Origin of the sequence: Olavius algarvensis spirochete endosymbiont, assembly GCA_900608495.1 — a bacterium.
In the GTDB taxonomy this organism is placed as follows: domain Bacteria; phylum Spirochaetota; class Spirochaetia; order DSM-2461; family DSM-2461; genus UBA2779.
Genome location: UWYT01000181.1, coordinates 48,651 through 66,503, shown reverse-complemented (window position 1 = coordinate 66,503; position 17,853 = coordinate 48,651). Strand labels below are relative to the sequence as shown.

At 45.2% G+C, this 17,853-nt stretch carries 14 protein-coding genes; 7 read left to right on the top strand and 7 right to left on the bottom strand.

Annotated features, from left to right (window positions below; all coding sequences use genetic code 11):
* Positions 1-310 precede the first annotated feature (310 nt).
* From S1OALGB6SA_RS04950 to S1OALGB6SA_RS04940, 3 genes are all read left to right on the top strand, one after another.
* Positions 311-601, top strand: a complete 291-nt coding sequence (locus S1OALGB6SA_RS04950; RefSeq protein WP_124032740.1) for an ATP-binding cassette domain-containing protein — start codon at positions 311-313, stop codon at positions 599-601.
* Between the two features lie 104 nt (positions 602-705).
* On the top strand, positions 706-2,445 hold the full coding sequence (locus S1OALGB6SA_RS04945; protein WP_124032739.1) for an ABC transporter ATP-binding protein: 1,740 nt from the start codon (positions 706-708) through the stop codon (positions 2,443-2,445).
* The gene (locus S1OALGB6SA_RS04940) at positions 2,442-4,562 is read left to right on the top strand and encodes an ABC transporter ATP-binding protein (RefSeq protein ID WP_124032738.1); all 2,121 of its coding nucleotides are present in this window, start codon (positions 2,442-2,444) and stop codon (positions 4,560-4,562) included. The genes S1OALGB6SA_RS04945 and S1OALGB6SA_RS04940 overlap by 4 nt, the downstream gene beginning before the upstream one ends.
* Positions 4,563-4,666: 104 nt before the next feature.
* On the opposite strand, the gene S1OALGB6SA_RS04935 is transcribed toward S1OALGB6SA_RS04940, so the two are convergent.
* Entirely contained in the window at positions 4,667-5,221 is a 555-nt protein-coding gene (locus S1OALGB6SA_RS04935; protein WP_124032737.1) for a TetR/AcrR family transcriptional regulator, read from the bottom strand.
* 390 nt (positions 5,222-5,611) lie between these two features.
* Between S1OALGB6SA_RS04935 and S1OALGB6SA_RS04930 the strand changes: the two genes are divergently transcribed.
* Complete coding sequence (locus tag S1OALGB6SA_RS04930; RefSeq protein WP_124032736.1) at positions 5,612-6,061, top strand: adenylyltransferase/cytidyltransferase family protein; 450 nt, start codon at positions 5,612-5,614, stop codon at positions 6,059-6,061.
* Positions 6,062-6,239: 178 nt separating this feature from the next.
* On the opposite strand, the gene S1OALGB6SA_RS04925 is transcribed toward S1OALGB6SA_RS04930, so the two are convergent.
* Positions 6,240-7,526 carry a hypothetical protein gene (locus S1OALGB6SA_RS04925; RefSeq protein WP_124032735.1) on the bottom strand — a complete coding sequence of 429 codons (1,287 nt, stop codon included), beginning with the start codon at positions 7,524-7,526 and terminating at the stop codon, positions 6,240-6,242.
* Positions 7,527-7,686: 160 nt separating this feature from the next.
* On the opposite strand from S1OALGB6SA_RS04925, the gene S1OALGB6SA_RS04920 reads away from it, so the two are divergent.
* Both S1OALGB6SA_RS04920 and S1OALGB6SA_RS04915 read left to right on the top strand, forming a co-directional pair.
* On the top strand, positions 7,687-9,018 hold the full coding sequence (locus S1OALGB6SA_RS04920) for an acetate kinase (protein WP_124032734.1): 1,332 nt from the start codon (positions 7,687-7,689) through the stop codon (positions 9,016-9,018).
* Positions 9,015-9,758 (top strand): CDP-alcohol phosphatidyltransferase family protein, encoded by a 744-nt coding sequence (locus S1OALGB6SA_RS04915; protein ID WP_124032733.1) that lies wholly within the window; start codon positions 9,015-9,017, stop codon positions 9,756-9,758. The genes S1OALGB6SA_RS04920 and S1OALGB6SA_RS04915 overlap by 4 nt, the downstream gene beginning before the upstream one ends.
* A 54-nt stretch (positions 9,759-9,812) precedes the next feature.
* On the opposite strand, the gene S1OALGB6SA_RS04910 is transcribed toward S1OALGB6SA_RS04915, so the two are convergent.
* Both S1OALGB6SA_RS04910 and S1OALGB6SA_RS04905 read right to left on the bottom strand, forming a co-directional pair.
* Positions 9,813-10,358 carry a DJ-1 family glyoxalase III gene (locus tag S1OALGB6SA_RS04910; protein WP_124032732.1) on the bottom strand — a complete coding sequence of 182 codons (546 nt, stop codon included), beginning with the start codon at positions 10,356-10,358 and terminating at the stop codon, positions 9,813-9,815.
* 91 nt (positions 10,359-10,449) lie between these two features.
* Entirely contained in the window at positions 10,450-12,162 is a 1,713-nt protein-coding gene (locus S1OALGB6SA_RS04905) for a DEAD/DEAH box helicase (RefSeq protein WP_124032731.1), read from the bottom strand.
* A gap of 176 nt (positions 12,163-12,338) precedes the next feature.
* Here S1OALGB6SA_RS04905 and S1OALGB6SA_RS04900 point away from each other — a divergent pair, with 176 nt between their 5' ends.
* Complete coding sequence (locus S1OALGB6SA_RS04900) at positions 12,339-14,375, top strand: hypothetical protein (RefSeq protein ID WP_124032730.1); 2,037 nt, start codon at positions 12,339-12,341, stop codon at positions 14,373-14,375.
* A gap of 102 nt (positions 14,376-14,477) precedes the next feature.
* Here S1OALGB6SA_RS04900 and S1OALGB6SA_RS04895 read toward each other — a convergent pair whose 3' ends face one another.
* The 3 genes from S1OALGB6SA_RS04895 to S1OALGB6SA_RS04885 are packed head-to-tail and all read right to left on the bottom strand — an operon-like array spanning position 14,478 to position 17,836.
* Entirely contained in the window at positions 14,478-15,386 is a 909-nt protein-coding gene (locus S1OALGB6SA_RS04895) for a ribokinase (protein ID WP_124032729.1), read from the bottom strand.
* A 12-nt stretch (positions 15,387-15,398) separates the two neighbouring features.
* On the bottom strand, positions 15,399-16,331 hold the full coding sequence (locus S1OALGB6SA_RS04890; RefSeq protein WP_230204424.1) for an ABC transporter permease: 933 nt from the start codon (positions 16,329-16,331) through the stop codon (positions 15,399-15,401).
* 26 nt (positions 16,332-16,357) lie between these two features.
* Positions 16,358-17,836, bottom strand: a complete 1,479-nt coding sequence (locus S1OALGB6SA_RS04885) for a sugar ABC transporter ATP-binding protein (RefSeq protein ID WP_124032728.1) — start codon at positions 17,834-17,836, stop codon at positions 16,358-16,360.
* Positions 17,837-17,853: the final 17 nt, after the last annotated feature.

Below are 17,853 nucleotides of genomic sequence, written 5' to 3'. Positions count from 1 at the left end.
TTTTTCCAAGTGCTGACGCGCGAGTCGCACCCCTCGCGGGTGCGTGGATTGAAACGACCGAGGTCAAATAGTGCCCTGCTCATAGCTGTCGCACCCTCATAATCTGGGAAGAGCACACTGTTATGCTGCGTCAATGAACTCGAATAGCTAAGCAATAGGCAAATTTTATCAACGGCAGCCCTCTTAGCGATGCCAATGCCGGTATTCGAAAAATTCGGGAAGAGAGAGGGATGTGTTTCAGGATTCTGGACTTCTCCCGCACAAGAACGTTCTCAACAATATTAGCCTCGCGCCTGCTAAGGTGAGGAAAATGGCAACAAGGCTTGTGAACTGTCGAGTTGGGCTTGAAAATAAGGAATCAACCCTCCCAAACCAGCTCAAGTTGGATACCGAGATGCTCAAAAAAGTTCTCGATGTTATGCTCGGTTTTGCAAAAGGAGGGATAACCATGATAGTGGCTTCTCATGAAATGGGCTTTGCACGAGCCGCGACAGATCGGGTTGTTTGCATAGACAATGGAAAGATGTTGAGTTGGATGAACCCGAACGACACCAATCCAAAAAAATCACGAACCAAAGAATTCCTGAAACACATTCTTTAACCGATAAACCTTCCCCACGCCAGGCTGGATTCACTTTACCACATTGGTTTTTAGTCCTATTTTAGTATCATCGGAATTCTGGAAAAGAAGGAGCACAAAGCTAGTTGCTAAAGGAATTTAGAACACTCAAACCATATTTAATCTCATATAGATGGTTATATATTCGCGGACTTTCTTTTCTAGTACTAACCGATGCTGGGCAGATTCTTATTCCAAGGCTAATGGGCAAATCTGTCGACTTAATCGCAAACGGCAACAAGAGTGGTATCGGCAAGTTAACTCTAACCATCGTGGTTTTGGCGATTCTGATTGCGGTGGGTCGTTACGGATGGAGAAGCTACATTTTAGGAGCGGCTAGGAGAATCGAAAACGATTTACGCATATGTCTTTATGATAAATTGTTGTTGTTATCCGAAGCTTTTTATAAAAAGCGCAAAGTGGGCGATTTGATGGCTCGAGCGACAAACGATGTTCGCTCTATCAGAATGGCAACCGGAATGGCCCTAATTGCCCTTGTTGATGGAGTTTTCATGACTCTAGTCATCCTGACAGCATTGTTTATTGGATATGGAAAACTTGGTTTTCTAATTGTAATCCCATTGCCATTGATTACTGTTATGGCTATTTTCCTCGGGCGACTTATAGGCCCTCTTTTTCACAAGGTTCAGGAAAATTTCGCGAAAATCAGTGAACATGTTCAGGAAACCTTTGCTGGAATTCGAGTTCTCAAATCTTTTGCAAGAGAAGGACACGCGCTCAAAATTTTTTCTGAAATAAACATGAATTACGGACATGCGAACATGGCTTTGGTTAGATTCTGGGGGATTCTTTTCCCGGCTATGGGCTTTGTCGCGGGTTTGACGATTTTAATGCTTCTTCTCTTCGGAGGCCAAAGAATAATCTATGGACAACTCAGTCCAGGTGACTTTCTGGCAGCGCTTGCCTACTTGGGAATGCTGCTTTGGCCGGCCATGGGGGCCGGTTGGGTAGTCAACATGATACAACGAGGGGCTGCCTCAATGAAAAGAATCTCCTCGGTGCTTGATGAAATCCCAGATATCAAAGATCTCCCGGGGGCCCTTGATGATTTACCCTCAGGATCGCTCGAATTTCGATCTTTGCAATTTTCCTATGATGAACGAAATGTAGTATTGCGCGATATCAGTTTTACAGTAGGTAAGGGCAGCTCCATGGGCATACTTGGCAGAACCGGATCGGGGAAAACAACGATGATTAGATTGATTTCCAGAATACTTGATCCTCCTAGCGAAAGCATTTTCATAGGAGGACAGGATATACGGAAAATTAAGATATCCAATTTGAGATCTGTTCTTGGAATAGTGCCACAAGATGTTTTCCTATTTTCCGAAAGTATCAAAGATAACATAATTTTCGCCAATCCCGATGCGACGGAAGAGATGATTAACCAGGTGGTTGACACCGCCGGGCTTTCCGCAGATCTCTCTTATTTCCCGGATGCATTGGAAACCGTGGTCGGCGAAAGGGGTGTAACCCTGTCCGGCGGTCAGAAACAGCGTATAGCGATCGCACGAGCGCTAGTTGACAACCCGGAAATTTTGATTCTTGACGATGCACTCTCGGCAGTGGATGCGGATACGGAAGAAAGAATCCTTAAAAAACTTTTCGGAATTCGACGTAATAAGTTAACCGTAATGATATCGAACCGGGTTTCGGCACTATCATACTGCGATGCATGTATTGTACTTGAAGATGGTAAAGTGAACGCTTCGGGTACTCACGAAGAATTAGTTGCCGGTGGCGGATTCTACCAGGAAATTGCAGAATTGCAAAAACTTGAGGGTATTGAAGAAGGGAACAAGTGAGCAACTCGGCAGACGAAGTGAAATACGGTTATTCGCCCAAAACCATGAGACGTCTGCTTGGCTACCTTAAACCATATAAATTCATTTCTGCGTTGGCATTGCTCGCCCTGATAATAGCGACTGGAGCAGAGCTTTACCTTCCGGTGATTCTCAAAAGAACTCTGGATGAAAATCTCCTGCGCCGCGAAAATCGAGTTACTCTCCGCTACGTGAAGAAAGCTTGGGAGGATAACGGAACTTCAATGCTTGCGAAGGGAATTGCTGAGTCTCTTATGGAAAATGGAGTGGAAATCGATGGCAGTCTCTTTGTGAATCCCCAATTACTCTCGAATCTCAATGAACAGGATCGCAACACCGCGATGACTGCCGGCTGGCTGGATAGCGATGATTGGTACCTTATTCAAAATCCTGATGATGCTGCCTTGAATGTAATAGAAAGCAATCCACGTCTGTTTCTCGTGGAGAGTCAAAATTCAAGCTATGCTATGCGAATTATCGATAGAAATAAACTTCCCGTGGCAGATCAACTAATCTTGCGGTCGAATGATATCGTGAGGCTGAAATCGAGGTCGCTTCAATATCTGTTGTTTCTTTTAGGGGTTCTGTCTTTTAGTTTCGTTCAGGTGTATCTGGCATCTTGGATTGGCCAGAAGATAATGGCAGATATACGCCAGGGACTTCTTACACACCTGGTACGTCAATCTCTTCATTACCTGGGAAAAACCCTAATAGGTAGTCTTGTGTCGCGAATAGCCAACGATGTCGAAACAATCAATGAGTTTTTTACCAATGTAACGATTTCACTTATGAAAGATGGAGCAATAATGATAGGCGTGTTTATCGCCCTTTTCCTGCTGGATAGCCATTTGGCGTTAATTGCCTTAGCCGCATCGGTTCCAATACTCATACTTTTCACAGTTTTTCAGAGGAGTATGAAGGAAACTTTCCGCCAGGTTAGGGCGAGGGTAAGTTCTGTGAACGCATATCTTTCGGAAAAATTAGGAGGTATGTCGACAGTGCAACTCTTCAATGCACAGAGCCGCAGTCGAACGGAATTTCTTAAGAAAGGCAACGACTTACTCGACGCGGAGCTCAAACAAATCAAGATAATGGCGATATTCCGCCCAATTATCGATCTTATAGCATCTATCGTTATTGCTCTTATAATCTGGTATTTTGCAGGACTTCACAACAAAGGCCTGATTAGTCTTGGTGTACTTATCGCATTCATTGAATTAATCCGAAAATTTTTCCAACCAGTCAGGGATATTGCAGAGAAATTTAATATCCTTCAATCGGCCATAACAGGTGGTGAGAGAATTTTCGAAATGATAGACACTGTTGATTGTATTAAAGATGAAAATTCCCTAACCACTGAGCTGTTAACCGGACAAATCAAATTCGAAAATGTTCATTTTTCCTATGTCCCCGGTGAACCGGTAATAAGAGGACTGAGCTTCCAAATTCAAACCGGTCAGACGGTAGCGGTAGTGGGAGCCACAGGCTCTGGTAAAACCACTATAGCAAATCTTATCACTCGATTTTGGGATCCCGACGCAGGACGCATACTCATGGATGGAAGGGACATACGAAATATTTCGCTTTCTTCACTGCGACAAATGGTTCAGCCAGTTCAGCAGGATGTGTTCCTCTTTGCGGGCTCAGTGGCTGACAACATCAATCTCGGACTAAATATGAGCAAGAAGAAAATCATTGAAGCCGCCCAACTTTCCAGAGCAGACCAATTCGTAAGGGAGTTACCAAGGGGCTATGATACATCAATATCCGAAGGTGCTGGGAATCTTTCAGCTGGCCAACGACAACTCATCGCATTTGCGCGGATTATCGCCCACAATCCAAGAGTAATAATCCTCGACGAGGCAACTGCGAATATTGACACGGAAACTGAAAAGCTCTTACAGGCGGGAGTGGAAAACCTGCTCAGAAATCGAACGGCCATAATTGTGGCCCATAGATTATCAACAATTAAGTTGGCTGACAGGATTATGGTGCTTGGGCATGGGATATTGATTGAAGAGGGTACCCATGAGGAACTGATTCAAAAAAGAGGAGTTTACAGTAACCTCTACAAACTTCAATTCGCAACGGACGCTTAAACTCATGGCCCTGAAGCAAATCTCATTGCCAAACACCTTATGAAAAAACACCAGTCTGGTTCGTTCACTGACAGGAACTACCAAGTGCCTGAAGATGAGTTTATTTATGCAACGCAGTGTGAAAAGCCGGCAATCATATAGTCTAGAAACTCATCGGCCAACTCTGAGGTTTTTTTGCTGGTTTCCTGGGATTGCAAAATGCTGTTTAACCCAAAGATTATTGACGATGCTATTGGATCGGCGAGTTCGATATGCCGCCCGCTCCTTTGCATAACTTCGACTACGCAATCTTTAAACTTCTGGTGGATTTCATCCGCTATTTCTTTGTATTTAGTCCCCGTGTTTCCGCCGAACAAAATCAACCATTCAGAAGGATATTTTTGTTGGAGTTCTTTGAAATTACTCAGAAAATATGGAAGCCGTGATTTTGGGACTCCAGGAATACCGGCTATCAATTTCTTTAGTTCGACTATAAGTACATTTATTATGGAACCATACAATTCTTGCTTATTCTTATAGTAACGATAAAGATTGCCGACAGTCATATTTGCATTCGTCGCAATCGTTCTCATTGATGCCTTTTCGAAGCTCAACTTCCTGAACTCTTTTTCGGCAGCCTCCACAATGTCTCTCCTTGTTTTCTCCTTTAGTACCTGCATTTCAAACCTCTCATTCACATTTTTAACTTCTTCTACACTATCAATGAACGAGTATATATGCAAGCTCAGGAGGATAACTCTTATTCAGCGCAGGAATGCACAAAAACTAAACAAAAACTCAGTATATAAAACTCAAGAATAGCAAATATTGGATGCTTGTGTGTTTATCTCCAACTATTGATCGCTAACTTGACAGTTCGGCTATCTCATAGTGCCGGAACTCTATGTTTGCGCTCACAGCATTCACAATATAAGCACAAAAAAAACAACGAAACAAAAAACGATTGTTCTGGAAAGCTTCTTACCGGCTAAGCTATTTCTTCATAATTCGAATTTAATACTACTGGTCACGTTGCCTGAAGCTACTTATACTCATGAAGGTTTTTGCTCATGAAGACAGTGCTGGTGTTCGGTACATTCGACAATCTACATCCCGGCCATCGGTGGTTTCTAAAAAAGGCTTCATTATATGGTGATCGTTTGGTTGCTGTGGTTTCGAGAGACGCGTTTGTCCAGGATATAAAAGGCTATACTCCTGCTCAGAACGAGGTTACAAGAATCACCGAACTTGAATTTTCCGGACTTGTGGATACAGCGATACTGGCAGATAAGACTATACGAACTTATGGGGTGATTCGAAAAATCAAACCGGATGCAATCTGCCTGGGGCACGATCAGTTATCGCTCTTAAACGACTTACAATCCTGGCTCGCGCAATCAGACGAAATCTCACTTGAACTATATGTATTGCCGCCGTGGAAACGGCGCAAGTTCAGTTCCACGAAACGCAACAGAGTACGCAACAAGGTTTTGGACTCTCCTGGCATATGCTTTCGATGACAATGATATGGCTGCGGCCGCGCCTGTCTTGGACAGACGGCAGGCATATGAGTCAGCACCCCTCTTCCTAACAATGTCGATTCCCGATTTGTTCCCTTTATCAAAATAGGCAATCGTATAACCTGACGAAGAAAACCGTCGGGAAGAAACCTTTCGAAATCATGGGAATCAGGCATAGCTACTCATCCTTGCCGAGTTTTCGTATCCATCTCAGGTTCACTTCCAAATCACCTGCAGTCGATGGCCCACGGTGCCAATCTCGTACAAGATCGCGCATATTGATCAACATGATAAACCGGTTATCCTCGATATTCCAACTTCCCTTTATTTTGAAATCCAGCAACAATGAATTGGCTGTCTCATGCAACTTTATGAAAGCGTCCAACTGCCACAAGTCTGTTATCGGAACTCCACCCTCAATCTTTGCATACCACCCCCCATTTGTTTTGACAGCACTGCTTAGTGCAAGACTATGAAGCTTCCTATCCCAGCCGATCTTCAGTTTGATTTCTCGAATCAAAGCCTCTTCATATTCTTTTGAGAATGCATAGTTCCAATCGCTGCTCAACAAAATCCTCAATTCGGAGAAGTTCCAACCAAGTCCTATTCCACCCTTATCGGTGAATCGCCAAGGATTGTGGAAGGCTCTCTCTAAACCTGCCTTATAATCCATGCGAAACTGGAAACCCCTCCTGGGTTTGAATTGCAAAACAAATTTACCGCCAACCGGAATATCAAGTCTCTTTCCTTCCGCATTGTGAAAGTATGATGATGAATAAATGCTGCGGAAAAACAAACCCCAAGGACCACTTGATGTACTGAAGGACCAGCCAGCTAAATAACCAACTCTGAGGTGGGTACCTCCAGAAACGATAAATGTCATTCCCATATCAGACTTCGAAAATGAATATCTGAGTCGACTCGAAACAATGCCAAGTGGGCTCTCAGCACGTTGCAACCTTCGCGGATACCAATAATCGTCACTAATCGCGGAACGAAGCATAGCAGCCGTTCCGAGCACCTCGAAATTCCACGAATCGGTTAGAATTGGCACCACCCAGATAATCCCTGCATCCACATCTTTTCGCCTCTCCAAAGCAAGACCCATTCGCGAGTCTAATAACATCAGGGCAATCCCAATTCTTGAGTTTGAATATGAACGCAAATTAGCTCTGTATCGAGTCTTCTCCACAGATCTCAAAGATGAATCGTACGCCGGATTTCTCACTTCAGCGGCTAAACCCATATCTCCCAGACGACCCGCGGCAAGAAAAGCTGTATTAAAGCCAAACATAAACGTTGGATTGTTATCTTTTGCCACTTTGAAAGTGAGCGCCCCGGAAATTTTCCGTCCTGAATACAAAAATAAGCCGTTCCATTGGTGAATGCCGTGCATCGTGGCCGAAATTTCGAAGCTTTCGGAACCCTGCAATTGAAACACCACAAAAAATAGAAAAATGAGCATCAATAACTTCATGCAATGTCTTACTGGTTGTTATTGTTTATCACTTCAACTGTAATACTTGCCCTCAATCACTCACCATGTAAGAATAGCGACGATTGAGAACCTAATCTGTGCAGTTGGGCCCCGGACAAAGCATTGATTGGCTTCATGAGGTAGTATCATGGCAATACTCACATTGAATTGCGGTAGTTCCTCCGTTAAATATCAAGTGTACGATTGGAAAGAGAAACGCATTCTGGGTGTTGGTGTAGTAGAACGAATCGCCGAGAAGTCATCAAGACTTAAACACAAATCAGCCAGTTACGAAGAATATGAGGCGGAAAAAAGTTGTCCTGATCACAAGGACGCGATCGCCTGGATTTTGAGGATTTTGACCAACCCTGATAAAGGCTGTTTGGAATGCACTGATTCGATCAGAGCTGTTGGACACAGGATAGTGCATGGCGCAGATCTATTCACCAAATCAGTCATTGTCGACGATAGTGTTCTTACTAAATTCGAAACTATTTCTCATCTGGCGCCGCTGCATAACCCTGTCAACATTGCTGGTATTCGCGCCGCGCAAAAAATTCTGCCAAACATTCCGCACTGCGCCATAATAGATACCGCCTGGCACCAAACCATGCCTGCAACTAGTTATATGTACGCTCTTCCTTATAACTGGTATGAGAACTATAAAATTCGGCGCTACGGCTTCCACGGAACAAGTTACATCTATACTGCAAAAAGAGCCTCCGTACTGCTCGGAAAAAACCCCATGAAAACTAATCTGATAATTGCTCATATAGGCAATGGCTCGTCAATATGTGCGGTAAAAGATGGAAAAAGCTATGATACTTCGATGGGTATGACACCCTTGGAAGGACTCATGATGGGAACTAGGTCGGGCGATATTGATCCAGCGATAATGCTGTTTATGATGGCACAGGAAAATATCAGTCCCGGGGCCATGGATTCGATTCTGAATAAAAAGAGCGGCGTGTTGGGCGTAACTGATAAATTCATAGATCGCCGTGATGTGCATGCGGGCGTGAAAAGGGCTGATCGGCGCTGTATACTCGCCCAAGATCTCGAAACATATCGCATTCGAAAATACATCGGGGCATATTATGCAACTCTTGGCAGTGTGGATGCTGTGGTATTCACCGCCGGTGTTGGGGAACTAAATCCAGCATATCGTCTGAAGGCACTGAGAGGACTTGAGAAGCTCGGGGTGGAAATTGACGAAAGGAAGAATGCAGTTTCAAGAACCAGAAATGCTGAAACTTGTATTTCCTCAGACAATTCTTCTATTAAAATTCTGGTAATCCCCACCGACGAGGAACTGGTGATGACTGAGGATACTCAGGCTCTAGTTGACGGAACATATGATATACACACCGCATTCAAGTATTCATTCCAGAATCGTGATTATCGGAATAAATTGAGAGATTCTGGCCTGCCGGCCGACATCGAAAGCAATCCCGAACTCAGGAATGTGCTTATACAATGAAAACTATACAGCCTATCAAGCTCCATCTTCCCAATATTTTGACACTCATCAATCTGGTACTCGGCACCCTGGCCACTATGGAAGGCTGGCACGGCAGATACATGCTGGCAGCCAGATATGTGCTGGTGTGTATCATTCTCGACTTCTTTGACGGATATGTGGCGAAAAAGCTCAAGGCATTCTCTGCGATGGGTGAACAGCTCGATGTCCTTGCCGACCTGGTGAGCTTTGGAATCGCCCCCGGAGCAATCGCCGCAGGGCTGCTCAAAATCGGATTCACTAACTATCAATGGCCCTATTTCCTACTTCCGCTAAGCTACGGATTGCCACTCCTAATCCCAGTCGTCTCTGGCATACGCTTAGCAAAATTCAACGTGGAGCAGCATCATGGAAGTCACTTCAAGGGTATGCCTGTACCGGCGAACGCCTCTTCATATGCCGCGCTCGCATTGATACATGCAAATCCAAGATTCGAAATAGCGAGCAGCATATTGCTGCATCCACTGTTTATTATCGCTTTGATTGTTACAAACTCATTTCTAATGCTTGCACCACTGCCAATGTTTTCGTTGAAATTGGGAAAATATAGTCTGGGTGCAAATATATGGCGCTATCTCTTCGTGGTAGCAGGTATCGGTCTGGCAATATGGCTGCAGGCATTGGGTCTGTTCGCAGTGTTTGTATTCTACATATTTACGTCCATTGGAATGAGCATAAAACTGCGCCACAGAGAAAAATGATTCTGTAAACTTTCGAACCTGCGAACAATGTACATTCACGGCGGGATTTGCCTGTCATACAAGCAACACTGATTTCGCTATCTTACTCGCTTCCATATCTCCCAGCAGATACCGGATTATTTCGATTGAAAATTCCCCGGCGGTACCAGCCGCCCGACTGGTAATGAGATTGCCGTCCACTACTACACGCTTACTCTGAAACTGCCCATCGGAAACCTGGTTTTCCATCCCCGGGAAACAGGTAAACCTCCTGCCTTTCAGGACTTCAAAAGAACCAAGCGCCAGCGCGGGCGCTGCGCAAATTGAGGCTACGAGCCCTTTAGCCTTCATCACTTCACGAGTTATATTGGCCACTGCTTTCGAGTTCGCAAGATTCGTCGCACCAGGCATGCCTCCGGGTAATACGACACCATCCGGTAAGGACCGCACTTTTTCAACGAGCTTGTCGACAAATATTCTAAGTCCATGAGAGCCAACAGGGTTCTCTGAATTTACTCCGATTAGGGTTACATCGATATTGGCGCGCCTAAGATAGTCAATCGGGGTTATCGCTTCAACTTCTTCAAATCCATCTGCTAAGAATATTCCTATCTGAAGCATGTATCCCTCCTACAATTGCAACTTACTCAAAACTACAATGCTTTGCCATGATTGCCAGCTAAGTGAGAAAACTTCAAGTAACACCATGAGATTAAGAGAGGTTCTCTTTCTTAAACAATCTGGCAAGAATCCCTTTCCTTTGTTTGCCATTTACAGGACTTGACTCCTTCTCGGTTTTCGAACCAGTCGTTGTATTGTTTTCAGCCAGTTTGAAGTCTTCGCCATATTTTTCTCGATAGTAAGCCAATCGCTCGTTCACACTGTTTTTTGAACTCATACGTACTTCTTCCATTGTTTCCTGAGCAGGAGGATATCTGTGTTTATCGTTTCCGTGTTTGGATGAGCGTGATTTCTTAGTCGTACTTCGAATTCGATTGCCAGTTCCGGCACCCGCCACTGAAGAGACTGCTGATTGTATGCTGGCGATTCTGGGGTTTGGCGGCCTTTTTGTGAAAGACCCAGGCAAAGGCTTCTGCGATGATGGATTGTTTGACCTTCCATCGGCTTCTCGTTTATTTCGCTGTACGCGCTTCATTCCATCGCGATTGAAAGAATCATTTCGCTCACCATGCCGCCGCAATCGCCGCTGTTCTCTGTCATTGCTTCTCTGTTTGGTGGTTCTCTCAAATCTGGCGCCAAAGGGAAAAACCATCCCTTCACTTTTATCCTCGGCGATTAAATCTTCTTCAACCCAGCTTACAGGAATTTTGTGCCCGAGTAATTGCTCAATAGGACCAAGTCCATAAACATACTCCTCACAAGCCATGGTTAGCGTTTTGCCCTCGCGGCCCGCACGCGCTGTTCTGCCAATTCGATGAATGTAGCTTTCCGGTTCTAAGGGGACATCATAGTTAATCACCATTTCCAAATCGTCAATGTGTAAACCGCGGGCCGCAACATCGGTGGCAACCAGATATTTATGGTGTCCTTTTTTAACTTCATCGACAATCTTAAGACGTTTGGGCTGTGGTAAATCACCCACAAGATAGATAACCGAATGGTTATTGATTTCGAGCCGTTTTGCGACTTCCCAGGCGCTATGGCGAGTGTTGGTAAATACTATGCCATTTTCAGGATTGTCGCGTTTAAGTATGCCCAGTAGCAGCTTCATTTTTTCGCCTTTTCCGACGTGATAAAGCTCCTGGGTTACTGTATCAACCGTGAGTTTTTCCGGTTCAATGAACACTTCACCGGGATTATTCATGTATTCCCAAGCCAGATTCGCCACCCTTGTGTTGAGTGTCGCACTGAATAACAAAGTATGACGTTCGTTAAACGGTCTCATTCTCTTGATAATCCTTTTCAAGTCCGGGAAGAATCCCATGTCGAAAAGTCTATCGGCCTCATCTACTACCAGGAATCCAAAAGATTTCAAATCAGCTTTGCGCTGTCTGCTGAAATCAAGAATACGACCCGGCGTTCCAATGAGTATATCTACCCCGTCCGCAAGCATTCTCTCCTGTTTGGCATATCCCACACCACCATATATCGATCCAATATTGAACTTGAGATATTTGGACAACACCTTCCCCTCGCGTTCAATCTGTACGGCCAATTCTCTGGTGGGAACGACTACGAGAGCCTTTTCACCCCTGTATTTTTCTTCGGTCAGGAGGAGTTGAAAGATGGCAAGAAGGAAGGCAGCGGTTTTGCCTGTACCTGTTTGAGATTGAGCATATACATCTCTGTTTTCTTTGATTAGCAGGTTGAAACACTGCTCCTGCACCGGCATAACCGTCTCAAAACCAATATCATCAATGCCCCGTTGGATTCTTTCATCAAATCCAAAATCTTTAAATGTCATTATATAGAAGCAATCCCTGATTATAGAAACAAGACAATGGCCCTTGTATCAAAAGTCTTTCCTGCGCACTTCCAGTGGTTTCATCATGCAAGCCCACCTACCTGACAACCCAGCCTCCATAGATACAAACCAGGTTACTGTTTTCTAAATCTACAGCATGATATGCTGATTAAGCTATGCATAGAACCCGAAATGAATCACGGGCTTTATTTCAGAGTCTACTAGATATCGGTAGAATAGACAACATGCTTTTGGCAACTACCCTACTTCTTCTATTCACCAGCACATATTCGTGGTGCTCAACATGGCAGTTTGCGCCCTCCACCCCATCAGCCGAACCCGAATCGACCGCCACTTTAGATTTTCAGCATCTAAATGAGGTAGTTGATTCCCGTGAACTTGTTGTTGGAAACGATAGTTGGCTTTGGTTGAAGAGCGACATCGAAATTGCACCTGAAGACAATGCCATGCTTGTTTCTGGTGCAAAACTCGCCTGGTTCATATGGCTTGACGATATATTTCTCGCTTCCGAAGGTTCCGGGCCGCCCTGGTGGGCGCCATCACCGCCGATACCAATGCTTCTCCCGCTACCGGAAGATATGGATGGCACCAGAACCATCTTAATGAAAGTATACCTGCGCAAGAATTATGCTGGAATACCCACGCCTATACTTGTCGGCGAACGGGAGGAGCTCGCCAAACGACAACTGCACTCAATTCTAACAGAGCTTGGCATTCCGATAATTACCGTCCTTCTCAGCCTGCTGTTACTTGTTGGAGGAATTGCGGTATACACCAGTAGCAGGAGTCGCCCGAAAAATACACTCGCTGTTTACGGCCTGCTGATGGCCATAGTTTATATTGAACCGATTCTCACACTGATTCCAAGCATTGGAAGCTATATATCCTGGAGTGCAATTCCCATAATTACTACTGCGGCTCTCCCATATGCGCTGAGTTTCTGGCGTAAATTTGGAACTTCTTTCGGAATACGAGAGAAACGCATTATCAGTGTGATGGATTTTGCCATCGCGACTGCAATTTCCCTGTGGTTAATCCTACCTCAGCTGCAATTTCCTCTTATACCGGAAAAATTTCATCCATATTTCGATTTCAATCCCGTTCCTATTTATGCTCTGATATCTGAAATAGCCGCACTGACAATCTGGTTGAGCTGCAGTGCAAAACACTATGCGGGAAAAACAAGTTCACTGCTGATTTTCCTGATAGCCGGATTCCCGTCGCTTATTTCCCTTTTTTCGCAGTCGGCACCTGAAAAGATGTATTTGGCCTTCTTGAATTACGGACTCCCCCTATCCATTCTAAGCTCTCTGCTAACCGTTATTTGGCAGGGTAGGAATTCCATATCATCGAGATTTCGTATTAACAGGCAATATCAAATCATTGAATCCAATAGACGAAAATCTTTGCTCAAAAAGGCAAATAGAATACGCTTAGATTCAAAGCTACCGGCAAACGAAGTGTTGGCCCGGAACATCAGAGCGATACTTTTCCCGAAGTCCATACCGTGGGATCCAAAATGGCAACTTCTTTCGGTTTGGCAGGGCGCCAATAGTCCTTCTAGTGGATTTCACGATTTTTACCTTTCCGGAGATGGTAGTCTTACCGGCTTCTCTATTATGGACACAGGGACTGAAAGTCTTAGTTCATTAATCTTTTCATTTATTGTGCGGAGCGAATTAAAAACCTGCTTCGAATCGACTACAAAGATTCAAAACATAGTCAGCAGAGTTAACCGAAGAGTAACCGGCGCCGCAAAAGCCTCCGAGCAACAAATGGTTGGGTTAGTTGGACAATTTGAAGAGGGCTATATAACATTGTTCCCGATAACCTGGCCGGCGCTTCTGCTGAAAAGAAAGGCAGGCAACAGAATAATCTCGATAAAAACATCGAAACAGACTATCGAGAATCCGACCATCGGGGGCACCATATTCAGTATTGACAAACTGAAACCCTTGAATGTACCGATGTATCACGGGGATATAATTTTAATATACACACCCAAGGCTTTTGAATTGAAATCGGTTTCCGGAAAAACACTGGATATCAAACGCCTGGCGCTGGCCTTGCAGCAATCAGAAGGAAAAACTCTGAAAGAAGTGGCAACCAGCATAATTGGCGAACTACAGTCCTTTATCGGCACCAGCCAAATACCCTTCTCACTCCAATTGATGATTATCAGGTATGCCTGACAATTGGGTATATCTACCCCGAGTCAAACAAAGCAGGGAAGATGGAGTTATGCAGCTGAATCAAATACGAAATTTCGGACAAGGCTCAAGTCCAATGCTGCATCATAGAATAAGAGCATCAACTTCTGCCCACCTTGGCATACTGATTGCCGCGCCCTTGCGGGTTACCGACAGAGCACCTGCGGCGCAGGCCCTGCGCAAGCCTTCCTCTCTACTCAATCCGAAAATCTCTCCAGCCAGCAAGTAGCCTATAAAGCTATCTCCGGCTCCAGTGGTATCTACGATCGGTCCGACATCGGGAAAGAACGAACGAATCAAACCAATTCCATCCATCCTTATAGCTCCTCTTTTCCCAAGGGTCATAACTATCACTGTTCCTGGGTAGCGCCGATGCAATTCGGCTACTACTTCCTCCTCGCCACCGTTCCCTCCCTGCTCATCGATATCTATTCCCGCCAATTCTCTACCTTCGATTTCGTTTACTATCAACCAGGAAAGATGCTCAAGCGGGTAGTCCTTAACCTCGGGTCCCATCGGCGCAGGATTCATGGCGATACGCAACCCAGCTTCATGGGCCGTCCTGATCAATTCAGGCAACATGTTGATTTCATTCTGAAGAAGAAGGATATCCCGGGACTGCACATCGTATCGTATCCGCTGGACATCCTGTCTACCCCAGTTTTGATTAGCTCCGCTATAGAGAATAATGGAATTCTCACCATCGGCAGCAACTTGAATAATCGCATGGCCAGTAGGCAGCTTGGAAATTTTTATCCCCGATACATTGACACCATTGTTCTCCAGAATATCGCGGAGAAATACACCATCTTCACCGATAAGCCCAATGTGCCGCACTCTCACCCCCGCCCGCGCCAAAGCCATGGATTGATTCAAACCCTTTCCACCGGCAAAGCGATTCATGGTTTGACTTGGAATGGTTTCCCCTGGTCGTACTATATGTGTTACCTGGAAAACATCATCGATATTGAGCGATCCAGCATTATGAAGCATCCTAAGTTCCTTTTAGATTGCGGCAGCGTTATTTCGATGAGAACGAAAATCCGCCATTACAGCAACGATAAGAACCAGTCCTCTAACCACTTGTTGGATGTAAGACGGTATTTTGAGCAGATTCAAACCATTGCCGATTCCGCCCATAATCAAGGCTCCTATCACCGGTCCAAAGGCGTTTCCATAGCCGCCCATCAATGAATTACCACCGATAACGACTGCGGCGATAGCTTCGAGTTCCAATCCAGTCCCCGCAGTCGGTTGAGCCGACCACAATCTGGCAGTTAACAGCACACCGGAAAAGGCAGCAGCAAAACCACTTAGAGCATAAACCGAAATCGTAATTCTGCCGACAGGTATGCCGGCCAAACGGGCGACATCCGCACTACCCCCAATAGCATAGATATGATGTCCATATCGAGTTCGGCTTAGCAGTACATGTGTCATAAATGTCAATATCAGAAGAAGTATCACCAAGTTGGGAATCGACCCTGAAGACCCAGAACCCAGCGCGATATAACCAGCCGGCAATCCTGATATCGGTTTGCCCTCAGTGTAAATAAGGGTGAGCCCTCTACCCACCGCCATCAGAGAAAGCGAGGCCACAAAGGGTGGGAGCCTGCCCAAAACAACCAACAAGCCAATTAAAGCGCCAATACCAATACCAATTAATAAGGCAAGTCCGATGGCCGAGAATACTGACCAGCCAGATCGAACGATCAATCCGGCTGAGATTGCTCCGGCCAAAGCTGCAGTAGAACTGACAGAAAGATCAATACCTCCCGTAAGAATGGGCAGAGATAAGCCGAGTGCTACGATAGCCGTAATTGAGGACTGCATAAAAATATTGACAAGATTCTGCATCCGGAAAAAAAGAGGTGATATCACAGCGAGAACCAGATAAAGTCCGATCAGTATCAGAACGGAATTGTAGCGTTGGATCAAAATATGGTTTCTCAGTTTTCGAAGTTTCAGGACTCTGCCCCAGCTGCAAGGTGCATAATGCCGTCCTGGGTTGCATCCTCACGCTGGAATTCACCAACCATCTCTCCTGCCTTCATTACCAAAATCCGGTCACTAATCCCCAAAATCTCCGGTAGTTCGGAAGATATGATGATTACCCCAACTCCCTCGGTGGCTAATTTATCGATCAGAGCATAAATTTCTGCCTTTGAGCCCACATCAATGCCACGAGTTGGTTCGTCGAGCACAAGAATTTTAGGTTGCACCGATAGCCATTTCGCTATAACTACTTTTTGTTGATTTCCACCACTTAGATGTCGTATGCGTTTAAAGAGCTCCGGTGGGCGGATTTTCAAGCGCTCGATTAATCCCGATGCCACCTCAGCTAGTCGTCGAAAACTGAGTAATCCCCAATAGCTTAATGAATCCAGCATATTGATTGTAAGATTTTTTCGGACGGAAAGCTCAAGAAAAAGTCCCTGAGTCTTACGATCTTCGGGGACGTAAACCAGGCCCCTGGCAATGGCTGCTCGAATACTTAGGCGTTCAATCTGTTTTCCCTCTATCTTCACTTTCCCAGAAATTACCGGGTCTAAACCAAATAGAGCTCGGGCGAACTCGGTTCGGCCAGCTCCCACTAATCCGTAGATACCTAGAATCTCACTCCGATGCAAAACCAGGGAGCAGTCTCGAAAATTTTTACCGCCCAATTTGTCAATTTCCAGCAGAATTTCATCTTTTGGGGTGGCAACTCTGTTGTATATATCCCCCAATTCACGTCCAACCATCATCTTGACAACTTCGCTGGGATTGGTTTCATTGATTGACTTGGTAGCAATCAATTGACCATCCCGAAGAACGGTGATTCGATCAGCGATTTCGAAGACTTCTTCCAAACGATGAGATATGTAAATCAACGTCATATCCCGTTCGCGAAGAGTTTTTATCATATCGAGCAAAATCCGGGTTTCGGTTTCAGTAAGCGATGATGTCGGTTCATCAAGAATAAGAATCTTAGCATTCAGGGACAGAGCCTTGACAATTTCCACCAACTGACGGACAGCAATGGGCAAAAAGGAAACCATTGCCATAGGATTCAGCTCCAACCCGAGTTGTTTCAAGTTATCCCGAGCAGTTTGGATCATCAACTTCCGGTTTACCAGTCCCAGGCCGGGCTCCCTTCCCAGCATGATATTTTCCGCAATACTGCGGTTGGGAAGAAGGGTTAGCTCTTGATGAATCATGCCAATACCCATCTGCTGCGCCCCCCGCGGGGAACCTAGCTCTTCTACACGCCCGAATAACTGGATTTCACCGCTGTCTTTCCTGTAATCTCCGGCTAGTATCTTCATAAGAGTGGACTTCCCCGCCCCGTTTTCTCCAACCACAGCATGAACCTCCCCGGGCCAGAAGGATAAATCAATTCTCTTCAAAGCTCGAACTCCGGGGAAAGCCTTGCTAATGCCTCGCAGTGTAATAGTGGCCATGTTTGTCGCGTTTAACG